The sequence below is a fragment of the Carnobacterium sp. genome, from assembly GCF_040274425.1.
In genome coordinates this window covers 58,699-69,988 of the sequence record NZ_JBEMBC010000007.1, presented here as the reverse complement: position 1 = coordinate 69,988, position 11,290 = coordinate 58,699, and the positions used below count along the sequence as shown (strand labels likewise).

The following is an 11,290-nucleotide window of genomic DNA, read 5'->3' as shown; positions in this document are numbered from 1 at the left end:
CTTCTATTAAAAAAGAATATACTATATAGAATAGCTTGTCAAAAGCAATATTGCAAAACTTTTTTGAATTATGCTATCATATTCTGCTGAAAGATTACAAAAAGATTAGAAAACAAGTAGAAAACGTATTGTTTTACAAAAGATAAAGCATTACCTAAACCTAATTTTATTCATACATTTTTCATTGTATTCCTTTATAATGGATTTAGAACGATTATTTATCTATTTCAAGGAGGAAATTAATTGAAACAAAAATTTACACCTGTTCGGATCTTTTTAGCTATACTCGTTTTATGTATACTATTAGAACTTATACTCTATAGAGAACTCTCATTCTATCATACTACAAATCTTACTTTTTACGGAGCTGCCTTATTTCTTATTATTGGACTTTTTGGTGCATCTTTTTCTTCAGGATTTTTTGATTTTTTTAATTATAGTATGAGGAAAGCTGCTTTCAATATTCGAAAGGGCAGAAACTCAGATGAAGAATTAAACGTAAAACCACTTTCAAAAGTATTCGGAAAAGGGTATCATTTTTTTTTAAAAGTAGGTTCAGCCTTATTAATTGTTTGCATCCTTACCTTGCTAGCTTATTATCTTATTGAAAGATGATCATTTAGTAGTTATTATGAACAAATTCTTTAATCCATCTTAAAATAGCGTATAATAATTAATGTATTTAGAATTAAGGGGTGTATAATTAATGAAGACAATTTTTTCAGGTATCCAGCCTAGTGGAACTCCTACTATTGGAAATTACATTGGAGCAATGAAACAGTTTATAGACTTACAAGAAAGTTATACAAGTTACTTTTGTATCGTGGATGAGCATGCAATTACGGTACAACAAGAACCACTGAAGCTTAGACAACAAACGAAAAGTCTTGCTGCATTATACTTAGCTATCGGACTAGATCCAAAAAAAGCAACTATTTTTATTCAATCTGAAGTCTCTGCACATGCTGAAGCTGCTTGGATCGTCCAATGTAATACCAGTTTAGGCGAATTAGAACGGATGACTCAATTTAAAGATAAATCTGCAAAAAATAATCGTGCTCGCGTATCTGCTGGTTTATTGACTTACCCTCCTCTAATGGTAGCCGATATTATCCTTTACCAATCTGACTTAGTTCCTGTTGGGGATGACCAAAAGCAACATTTAGAATTAACCAGAGATTTTGTTATTCGATTTAACAATAAATACGGCAATGGCAATCAATTGCTTACAACGCCAGAAGTAAACATACCAGAATCTGGTGGACGTATTATGAGTTTACAAGATCCCTTGAAAAAAATGAGTAAGTCTGATGAGAATAAAAAGGGTTTTATTTCAATGTTAGATGAACCCACAATCATTCGCAAAAAAATTAAGAGTGCTGTAACAGATTCAAGTGGCGTAATTGAGTATGATCCTGAAAATAAACCTGGTATCTCTAATTTATTAACCATCTACGCTTCATTTACTGAGTTCAGTATTCCTGAATTAGTAGATCGTTATCAAAATAGTGGGTATGGTCAATTTAAAGAAGATCTAGGGGAAGCTATCGTTTCGGTATTGGAACCTATTCAAATTAGACACAATGAATTGATCCATTCAGATGAGTTAGATTCCATTTTGGATGAGGGCGCCATTAAAGCACGCATGGTAGCTGATAAAACTCTTTTAAAAATGAGAAATGCAATTGGTTTAGGCAGAAAAAGAAAATAGCAAAAAGAAAACGCCGTTAGAATAGGAATTCTAACGGTGTTTTCTTTTAGTATATTAAGTGTATTAATTCTTCTTTAGTGATATTTCCAAAGTAATTTTTGATATTTATGTCGTTAAGAGCCTCACTTATTGATGTTACATCGTACTTAGTTCCATTCAATTGTTCTTCCACATCTGAAATGTCTCCTAATCCAAAGAAATCTCCAAAAATACGGATATCTTGGATGAAACCTTTATCTACGTTCATTTTGAATTCTACTGAACCAATAGAAAAACGGTGACGACGAACTAACTCAAATTTTGGCGATTTTCCATAGTTCCAATCCCAATTACTAAAATACTTTTCAGATAGTTCTTCAATTTGTTTCCAATCTTCATCCGTCAATTTGTACTCCTTAACTTCTTCAGGAGTATTAACATCAAAAATACTCAGCAATAAACGATCACGGAATTCTTTTGTACTTAAAAATTGATAATCATCAGATAAATAAGGTTTTATATTTGTTACACGGCTTCTTATTGATTTGATTCCTTTTGACTCAATTTTATCTTTTCTTACCTTAAGAGCGTTCACGACTTCTTCAATATCACTATCAAACATGATCGTACCATGTGCGGTCATTCGTCCATTTTTTGAATACATCGCATTTCCAGAGAATTTTTGTCCATTGATCAATAAATCATTTCTACCTTCAAGCTTAGCGCCTTCTACTCCCATTTTGTGTAAAGAATCAATTATAGGCTCTGTGAATTTTCCGAAATCGCGAAATGAATCCCCATCATCTTTTGTAATAAAACAAAAACAAAATACTCCAAAATCATGGTATACAGCTCCACCACCTGAAAATCGACGGACTACGTGAATATTCTTTTTTTCAACGTAATCTGTATTGATTTCTTCGATTGTATTTTGATTTCTTCCAATTATAATAGAGGGTTCATTAATATAGAATAGTAAGATTGGTTCATCCAATATGACATTATTTAATAAGTGGTATTCAATTGCTAAGTTAATAGCAGGATCTGTTATTTCTTTTCCATTGCGGGCATTTTTAACATAATACATCTAATTTTCCTCATTCCTGGCTTTTTTCTTTATTTTCTATTGTTGTTTTCATTAAATCTCAATTATAAGATCTTTTTTAGCCAATATCATTTCTGTTGTTGGCGTTTCATTAACGGCTTGTGCTTTTAAAAGCTGTAAGTCTCCTTCTTGAGGCAAATGTGTCAAAATAACTTTTTTTACATTTGCTTCATTTGCAATCTTTCCTACTTCAGAAGCTGTCATGTGAACGCGATGATTTTCCATTCCATTAAAAAAATTTGTATCTGCTAGCAAGACGTCAGCATCTTTACTAAATGAAATAAAGTCAGCTAGATAGCCAGAATCTGCGGTATAAACAAGAGTCTTTCCTGTTTTTATTTCAACGATTCTCATCGCATAACATTCTACTGGATGCAATGTTTTCATAAAGTGAATTTCAAAAGGTCCTATATATATTTTTTCATTCTCTTCGTATTTTATACCTTCACTTACAAGGTCCATCGTTAATCTTTTGAAATTTTCCTTATCTCCTGCATGTCCATAAATAGGCAACATTGGAGCTCTCTCAAGATTATTCTTCATTCGCTTCAACTGACGTGTGAATTGCAACACCCCTAAATCAGCAATATGATCATAGTGGTAATGAGATAAAATTACCGCATCTAACTGTAATGGATCCAAATGATTTTCTAAAGCAATTAAAGAAGCACTTCCTGCATCAATTAATAGGTGATAATTTTCAGCTTCCAATAAATACGAACTTGTGCCTGAATTATTCGTTGGATATCCACCCCAAAATCCTAAAATGGTTAACTTCATTTTTTATCCCTCGCTTCTATTTTTTTATTTTATCTTTTCTCTAACACCTTACACCAAGACAGCATAGTTTAAAATAAAAAAAACCTTTTTATTTTAAAAAGGAGTCTTTTATTTTATTATAAGCTGTCTGTTTTTATTTTAAACACAATTTTGTTTTTTTATGTGTTCAACTATTTTATTGCTTGTTCTATTTGCTTGGCCAATACATTGGTTGATCCCAAAACCTTCTAGCCCTATCCCAGAGATATAAATTCCCGGATATTCATAATTTAACATTTCTATCATTTCTTTTGTCTTTTCTTCTAGGTCTACAGTGTACTGAGGTATCGCGTCAGGCCAACGTTTTACAATTCGGTTTATTGGCTTATCAGTAATACCAAGTATGATTTCCAGGTCTTTTAGTATCGATTCTTCTATTTCTTTATTTCCCAAGGTAACAAGTAGATCTTCACCTTTTCTACCAAAACTCACACCTATAAAAACATCCTCTTCATCTTTAAGAAATGGCCATTTCTTATTTAAAAAAACAATTGAAGTCACATAAGAATCATTTCTTCTAGGAGTCACTACACCAAAACCAATTGGTTCATTTTTAATAGCTGCTTTTTTAAATTTAAATAAAATATATCCAATAGACGCCGTTTCAACTTGGTCAAAAGTTTGTCCAAAAGTTTCATTTTTTATTAGTTTTGAATATTCGGTTACTGGTGTTGCAATGCAAATTGCGCCAACCCGCATCTGTTCTTTTCGGTTAATATCAATAATATAAGTGCCTTCAGTACCTTCTTTAATTTCAAAAACTTTTTTACTTGTTTGAATATGTGGTTTTAGAATTTCAGTTAATTTATCGGTTAAAACAGCTAATCCCTTTTGGAAAGTAACATAATTACCAGAACCATCCAATAATTCAGGATGATGTTTGATACCATTCGATAAGCTTCCATACTTTTGTTCTAATGAATAAATGACCTCTTTGGAAGATTTAATTCCCATTTCATCCAAATCACTAGCATAAACTTTTGAAAAGAAAGGCTCAACAATATGTTCTACTAATTCTTCTCCAAATCGGCTTTTAAGATACCGGCTCATCTGAATATCTTTATCTAAGGGTTTTAAGGGAAATAGATTATCTTTAAAACTAGCCATTTTCCCTTGAAACGTTAGTAGGTCACTTTTCCAAATATCCATTTTCCTCACTGGAATACCTTTATAAGTTGGGTAATTAAGATTGTGCAACTTATTATAAAAAAAGATATCTGGTTTATTTCCTTCACTATAAACTAACTGATCCATTAGACCTAATTCTTTAATCAGATCCATTGCTTCGGGATAGCGAATATCGATTGATTCAGCGCCTAAATCAAAGTAGTTGTCACCTGACTTCATGGTGTAAATTTTACCACCTACTTTTAGAGCAGACTCTAATAAAATAAGTTCGAAAGGTAGCTGTTCATTTACAATTTGCTGTTTTATTCGATAAGCAGTAACTAGCCCAGTTATTCCGCCGCCTATTACTGCAATTCTCTTTTTGGCTCTCTCCATTTATTTCCCCCCCTCACTTTAATCCATTACTCTCATTTTACTTGTTATTTTAATAAAAAGAAACGTTATTCTAATTTATCTATAAAAGATTAGTCAAAAGTTCATGGATTTGTCATAAAGATACAGAAATATGAATAGGCAAAAAAACTGTAGTGCGTATGAAACTTACGCACTACAGTTTTTATTTAAATCTTATTTTAACTATGGTATTTAATTTTTTCAACTGTATCACTATCTAGACGTTTGATGACTTCTGTAACTAATTTTACAGTATTCAAATAATCGTCTTCATGAATAACTGAGGTATGAGAATGTAAGTAACGCGTCGCAACCGTAATCGCTAATGCTGGTATACCATTTTTACTTACATGCTGACTTCCTGCATCTGTTCCTCCACCTGCAATCACTGTATATTGGAAAGGGATATTTAATTCTTCTGCAACAGAAACAACAAAATCACGCAAGCCTTTATGAGCTATCATGGAAGCATCATAAATAATGATTTGTGGGCCTTTTCCTAATTTAGAATCGGCTTCTTTTTCAGTCATCCCAGGAGTATCTCCTGCTGTACCAGTATCAAGCGCGAATGCAATATCAGGATCGACTAAATGTGTGGCTGTTTTTGCTCCTCTTAGTCCAACTTCTTCTTGTACATTCCCAACTGCAAAGGCTTTATTAGGATGCCCTTCAGCTTTTAAGTTTTCCAATACTTTTAAAGTAACAGCTGTTCCAATGCGATTGTCCCAAGCTTTAGCCAACATAAATTTAGAACCATTTAAACGTCTAAATTCAGTATATGGTGTTACCATATCCCCAGGCTTAATTCCCCATTGTACTACTTCTTCTTTTGATGAAGCTCCAATATCAATAAACATCTCTTGAATATCGTAGGCTTTATTTCGCACTTCAGCAGTTAAAACATGTGGTGGTTTGCATCCAATGACCCCATGAATAACTTTATTTTTTGCTGTCGTAATTTCAACTTGTTGAGCCAGCATAACTTGTGCCCACCAACCACCGATCGTTTGAAATTTAATAAATCCTTCTTCTGTAATTTTAGTTACCATAAAGCCTACTTCATCTAAATGACCAGCAAACAATACTTTAGGTCCAGTCTTATCACCAACGCTTTTCGCAATTACACTACCTAATCCATCATAACTAATCGTATCTGCACTTTTTTCTGCATACTTTACAAAGACATCTCTGACTTGACCTTCATTTCCTGAAATACCTTTTGCATCTGTTAGTTCTTTTAGCATTTTTAGTTCTGTTTCTTTCATTATCTAGTCCCCCTATTCAATTATTCATTTAATTATACCACTGTTTTTCTCAAAAAAAAGTTTTCCTAAACTGCTTTTTCGTAATTAAACAGTCTCTATAATTCTTAGTATTGATAGATGAGTTAAATCGATTGCAGGATATTTCTAGTGGAATAAGGGTTGCTTGTAGCCTTGACTAAGGCTTGAATGTTTGAAGACAAAAATCTTCAATCGGCCACATGGCTTTCCCACAAGCAAAACCATCTATTCCGGAAAGAAATTTATTTTGTTGTACCTACACCATTTGTTAAACAACATTCTAAAATCAATATAAATAAGAAAGAGCCTGAAACTAGTTCCAGACTCTTTCTTATTTAATACATTCATTTTTTCACTTAAATTATTTTGTTACAGACGTCCATTTAAGCGACCATTCTGCTCCAACTAAATAAGTTGTAAAATCTTGAACGTGTTCCTTTTCTAATACAGCATAAGCACGTTGATAAATTGGTGCAATACCAGCTTCATCCATTAATACTTTTTCTGCATCAAGCATATCTTGCCAACGTGATTCTAAATCTGTTACATTTGTTTGAGCACTTTCAATTAGAGCATCGTAATCAGCACTGCTGTATCCAGATTTATTATTTCCATTTTCTGATTGGAATAATTCTAAGAAATTAATAGGATCAGCATAATCTGCTCCCCATAATGCTAATTGAATATCATAATCTTGATTGCTGTTAGCATCTAGACGTACTTTAAACGGTACATTTCTCAATGTAATTTCTAAACCTGGCAAGTTTTGTGTTAATTGCCCTTGTAAAAATTCAATTGATTTTTTAGCATTTTCAGTATCGTCACTTAAAATTTCTAATGATAAAGAATCTACTCCCAATTCTTGTAACCCTTTTTCAAAATATTCTTGAGCTTGTTCAAGATCAAAGTTTAGTAAATCTCCATTTTGTTCACGGTAGTCTTCTCCCGTTGATGGATCAACAGCTAATGATTGTGGAACAAGTCCGTTAGCTGGAATAGAACCATTTTGAAGTACAGTATCAACATATGCTTGTTTATCAAATGCCATTGCTATCGCTTTACGAATATTTTCATTTGCTAAAGCTGTTTCTTCTCCATCACGTTCTTGATTGAATTTAAGGTACGCTACAGTAGATGTTGGTTGAGTTTGTAAGTCTGGATTACCTTGTTGAGTTTGTACGTAATCGCCTGATAATATCATGCGATCGATTGAACCAGTATCATATAAATTCAAAGCAGTTGACGTTTCTTTGATAACGTCGATATTAGCTGTATCTAATTCAACAGCATCTGCATCCCAATATTCTTCATTTTTATTCAATACCCAGCTTAAGCCAGTTCCATCCCATTCATCTAATACAAATGGTCCGTTGTAAAGAATATGATCACTATTTGAAGCATAAGCTTCTCCTTGTTCTGTAACATAAGCTTCATTTTGCGGGAAGAACATTGATAATGTTGTCAAACTTTCAAAATAAGGAACAGCTTTTTCTAATTGGATTTCTAACGTTTTATCATCAACAGCTGTCACTCCAAGTTCAGACGGTTCCATTTCGCCTTGTAAAATAGCCGATGCGTTTGCTACTACTCCCTCAATCATATAAGAGTACTCTGCAGCTGTTTCAGGTGTTACTAAGCGTGTCCATGCGAAAACAAAGTCGTCAGCTGTTACAGGGTCACCGTTTGACCATACAGCATCTTCTCTAATTTTAAAGGTATAAGTCAAACCATCTTCACTGACTTCTGGTTCTTCAGAAGCCATTCCTAAAACAAGTTCACCATCTGGTCCTTGACGGTATAGTCCTTCATTAACATTGTTCATTACATTGAAACTAACAGCATCTGTTGCTAATACTGTATCCATTGTTGGTAACTCAGCTGACTCAATTAAGTTTAATTCTTGTTTGGCGTTTCCAGATGAATTTGTTGTCGATTCTTCTTTGTTTCCACCACAAGCTGCTAATAAACTAACAGAAGCAAGCGACAACCCCATTAACTGAAGATATTTTTTCTTTTCCACTTCTTTTCCTCCTAATGAATCATAATAAAATTTGATGATAAAATATTCATAACTTCTTCATTTTATCATCATTCAAAAGAGAGAGAAATGAGTATTTACTTACTCTAATAGTAATCTTATCCTTCTCACATGCTAAACACAAAAAAAGAGCGAATATAATTCGCTCTTTTTATCTAAAATTTTATTCTTTTCCTTCAATAGAAGCCCATTTGTATGAATATTCTGCACCTGTTAAGTGACTTGAGTAATCTTTAAGATAATCTTTTTCTAGAACAGAGTATGCACGTTGATAAATTGGTGCAATTCCGCCCGATTCCATCAAGATTTTTTCAGCTTCTAACATATCTTCCCAACGACCTTCTAAATCTGTTACGTTTGTTTGAGCACTTTCAACTAATGCATCGTAATCAGGATTTGAGTAGCTAGATTTGTTGTTCCCATTTTCTGAATGGAACAATTCTAAGAAGTTGATTGGATCTGCGTAGTCAGCTCCCCAACCAGCCATTTCAATATCGTAATCTTGATTCGTATCAGCATCTAAACGAACTTTAAATGGTACATTTCTTAAGTTGATTTCTAATCCTGGTAGATTTGAAGTCAATTGTCCTTGCATAAATTCTAGAGATTTTTTAGCATTTTCAGTATCATCACCTAAAATTTCTAAAGTAAGTGAATCTACACCTAACTCTTTTAGACCTGCTTCAAAATACTCTTGAGCTTGTTCAACGTCATAAGTTAGTAAGTCTCCACTTTGTTCACGGAAATCTTCACCTGAAGCTGGATCAACAGCTAATTCAGCAGGAACTAACCCATTAGCTGGAATAGAACCATTTTGAAGAACTGTGTCAGCAAAAGCTTGTTTGTCAAATGCCATTGCAATAGCTTTACGAATATTTTCATTAGCTAAAGGCGTCTCTTCTCCATCACGTTCTTGGTTAAATTTAAAGTAGAAAACAGATGATGTTGGTTGAGTTTTCAATTCAGGATCGCCTTGTTTTGTCTGAACATATTCACCTGATAAAGTAATACGGTCAACTGCTCCTGTATCGTATAAGTTGATTGCAGTAGATGTTTCTTTAACTACGTCAACATTGATTGTATCTAACGCTACAGTTCCTGCATCCCAATACTCTTCATTTTTATTCAATACCCAGCTTAAGCCAGTTCCATCCCATTCATCTAATACAAAAGGACCATTGTAAAGAACAGTATCACTATTTGTTGCATAATTTTCGCCTTGTTCTGTTACGAAAGCTTCATTTTGCGGTAAAAACATTGGAAGTGTTAATAAATCTTTGAAGTAAGGTACAGCTTTATCTAATTGGACTTCTAAAGTTTTTTCATCAACAGCTGTAGCACCTAATTCTGAAGGTTCCATTTCTCCAGTTAAAATTGCAGAAGCATTCTTAACAACACCGTCAATCATATATGAATATTCAGCAGCTGTTTCAGGAGTTGCTAAACGTTGCCAAGCATAGACAAAATCATCGGCTGTTACAGGATCTCCATTAGACCAAACTGCATCTTCTTTAATTTTAAAGGTATATGTTAAACCATCTTCACTGACTTCTGGTTCTTCAGCAGCCATTCCTAATTCAAGTTTATTCTCAGGGTTTTGACGATATAATCCTTCATTTACGTTATTTAAAACAGTACCACTTACTACATCTGTTGATTTTGCAGAATCCATATTTGGTAATTCAGCACTTTCAATTAGGTTCAGTACTTGCTCTTCAGAAGATCCAGAAGTTGTTGATTCTGTATTTGCTGTTTCTCCATCGCTCCCACCACCACAAGCTGCTAAAACTAATGCAGATGTAGCTGTTAAACCTAATAAACTAACTAATTTACTCTTTTTCATCTTAAATCCCCCTATTTCTTTTTCAATTCTTCTAATAATCCATAACGCAATATTAGTTTACTCAAATTATATTATCATCTTATTATCACAAATTCAATATAAATTATTAAAAAAATGTAATAAAAATATTTCATTTTAATCATAAACTCATTCTTTTTTCGGAAGAAGCCTATACTTATAGTTTTTCCAACTAGTTTTGTTCATTAAAAAATTTGTTTTATTTGTTACAATACCGACACATTTTTCTTGATATTATCCCATAAAAAAAAGCTATTTCACAGAATAGTGAAATAGCTTTTAGAATATTATTTGTTATTCAATGCAGTTTTAGCTTGTTCAGCTAATGCTGTGAATGCAGCAGCATCTGTAACAGCGATATCAGCTAACATTTTACGGTTAACATCGATTTCTGCTAATTTAAGACCATGCATAAATGTGCTGTAGCTCATGTTGTTTAAACGAGCAGCTGCATTAATACGAGCGATCCATAATTTACGGAAATCACGTTTCTTTTGACGACGGTCTCTGTAAGCATAAGTATATGATTTCATTACTTGTTGCTTAGCTGTTTTGAATAAAATATGTTTAGAACCGTAATACCCTTTTGCTAATTTTAATATTTTTTTACGACGTTTACGAGTAACCGTTCCACCTTTTACACGTGGCATATTAATTTCCTCCTCTAAGATGTTCTCTATACAAGAAAACTCTTTTGACTAATTTGAATGATGTTCATTTTGAAATGAACTAACGATGCTAAAAGTAACTGATTACCATTTAGCTAATTGTTGACGGATACGTTTCATATCGCCTGATGATACCATTGCTGATTTACGTAATTTACGTTTTTGTTTTTGTGATTTGTTTGCAAACATATGGCTTGTTTTAGAATGGTGACGTTTTAATCCGCCGTTACCTGTTCTTTTGAACCGTTTTGCTGAACCACGGTGTGTTTTTTGTTTTGGCATTTGTTATTTCCTCCTCAAAATAC

10 protein-coding genes are annotated in these 11,290 nt (G+C 33.1%); 2 read left to right on the top strand and 8 right to left on the bottom strand.

What is annotated here, in order from left to right:
• Positions 1 to 243 precede the first annotated feature (243 nt).
• Entirely contained in the window at positions 244 to 615 is a 372-nt protein-coding gene (locus ABS911_RS02760) for a DUF3899 domain-containing protein (RefSeq protein ID WP_350466185.1), read from the top strand.
• A 91-nt stretch (positions 616 to 706) separates the two neighbouring features.
• Positions 707 to 1,711 carry a tryptophan--tRNA ligase gene (trpS, locus tag ABS911_RS02755; protein WP_350466184.1) on the top strand — a complete coding sequence of 335 codons (1,005 nt, stop codon included), beginning with the start codon at positions 707 to 709 and terminating at the stop codon, positions 1,709 to 1,711.
• Positions 1,712 to 1,757: 46 nt separating this feature from the next.
• Here trpS and lplA read toward each other — a convergent pair whose 3' ends face one another.
• The 8 genes from lplA to rpmI all read right to left on the bottom strand — a co-directional run bounded on the left by lplA (position 1,758) and on the right by rpmI (position 11,267).
• Entirely contained in the window at positions 1,758 to 2,777 is a 1,020-nt protein-coding gene (gene lplA, locus ABS911_RS02750) for a lipoate--protein ligase (RefSeq protein WP_350466183.1), read from the bottom strand.
• 51 nt (positions 2,778 to 2,828) lie between these two features.
• Complete coding sequence (locus ABS911_RS02745) at positions 2,829 to 3,575, bottom strand: MBL fold metallo-hydrolase (protein ID WP_350466182.1); 747 nt, start codon at positions 3,573 to 3,575, stop codon at positions 2,829 to 2,831.
• A 138-nt stretch (positions 3,576 to 3,713) separates the two neighbouring features.
• A complete protein-coding gene (gene hemG / locus ABS911_RS02740) occupies positions 3,714 to 5,117 on the bottom strand; it encodes a protoporphyrinogen oxidase (RefSeq protein ID WP_350466181.1) in 1,404 nt (467 codons plus the stop codon).
• A gap of 197 nt (positions 5,118 to 5,314) precedes the next feature.
• On the bottom strand, positions 5,315 to 6,400 hold the full coding sequence (locus ABS911_RS02735; RefSeq protein WP_350466180.1) for a M42 family metallopeptidase: 1,086 nt from the start codon (positions 6,398 to 6,400) through the stop codon (positions 5,315 to 5,317).
• A gap of 379 nt (positions 6,401 to 6,779) precedes the next feature.
• A complete protein-coding gene (locus ABS911_RS02730) occupies positions 6,780 to 8,438 on the bottom strand; it encodes a peptide ABC transporter substrate-binding protein (protein ID WP_350466179.1) in 1,659 nt (552 codons plus the stop codon).
• 181 nt (positions 8,439 to 8,619) lie between these two features.
• On the bottom strand, positions 8,620 to 10,299 hold the full coding sequence (locus ABS911_RS02725; protein WP_350466178.1) for a peptide ABC transporter substrate-binding protein: 1,680 nt from the start codon (positions 10,297 to 10,299) through the stop codon (positions 8,620 to 8,622).
• Positions 10,300 to 10,604: 305 nt separating this feature from the next.
• A complete protein-coding gene (gene rplT, locus ABS911_RS02720) occupies positions 10,605 to 10,967 on the bottom strand; it encodes a 50S ribosomal protein L20 (protein WP_029277585.1) in 363 nt (120 codons plus the stop codon).
• 102 nt (positions 10,968 to 11,069) lie between these two features.
• A complete protein-coding gene (rpmI, locus tag ABS911_RS02715) occupies positions 11,070 to 11,267 on the bottom strand; it encodes a 50S ribosomal protein L35 (RefSeq protein WP_023177295.1) in 198 nt (65 codons plus the stop codon).
• Positions 11,268 to 11,290 lie beyond the last annotated feature (23 nt).